Here is a 593-nt window from a genome sequence, read left to right as displayed (position 1 = left end):
GGCCCCGCCGAGCACGACGTGACCCCCCGCGTCCTCGGTCACGGGGGCGAGCCCGCGGTCGCGCAGCGCCGCGAGGAGGGCCGACGGCGGCGCCTGGGCCGCGAGCACCGTGGGGGCCAGCCGCAGCAGGCCCAGGCCGCGGAGCGCCGGGTCCTCGACCAGGCCCGCGAGGAGGGTCGGGTCCTCGGAGCGGACGTACGACGACGCGATCCCCACCCGGGTGCGCCCGTGCCGCCGGGCGGTGTCCAGGACGAGGTACTCCAGGGGCTGCGGGACCCCGGACCGGGCGTGGCGGGAGAGCTCGGCCAGCAGGTCCTCCGCGGTGCGGCCGGTGTCCAGCGCCCGGCGCACCGAGGCCTCGGTGAACCGGACCGTCACCGCCGCGCCGCGGGACTCCACCTGCGCGGCCTCCGCGAGCAGGGCCGCGAGGGCGTCGGTGGGCCGGCCGGGCACGATGCCCGTCAGGTCGCCCTGGAGCAGGACCTCGTCCACCGGGGCCGGCAGCTGCGCGGCGAGGGCCGCCGCGGCGGCCAGGACCGCCTCGGTCGAGGGCGTCGCCGAGTCGGGGCGGGCGTCGGGGTCACCGAGCAGGG

At 80.4% G+C, this 593-nt stretch carries 1 protein-coding gene; it reads right to left on the bottom strand.

What is annotated here, in order from left to right; translation table 11 throughout:
• A partial coding sequence (locus N866_RS19360; RefSeq protein ID WP_034230067.1) for a helicase-associated domain-containing protein occupies positions 1 to 593 on the bottom strand: 593 nt, incomplete at both ends.

This window comes from Actinotalea ferrariae CF5-4, assembly GCF_000603945.1.
GTDB lineage: Bacteria > Actinomycetota > Actinomycetes > Actinomycetales > Cellulomonadaceae > Actinotalea > Actinotalea ferrariae.
Note: the sequence above shows the minus strand (reverse complement) of the source record. Positions and strands in the feature narration are given on the sequence as shown.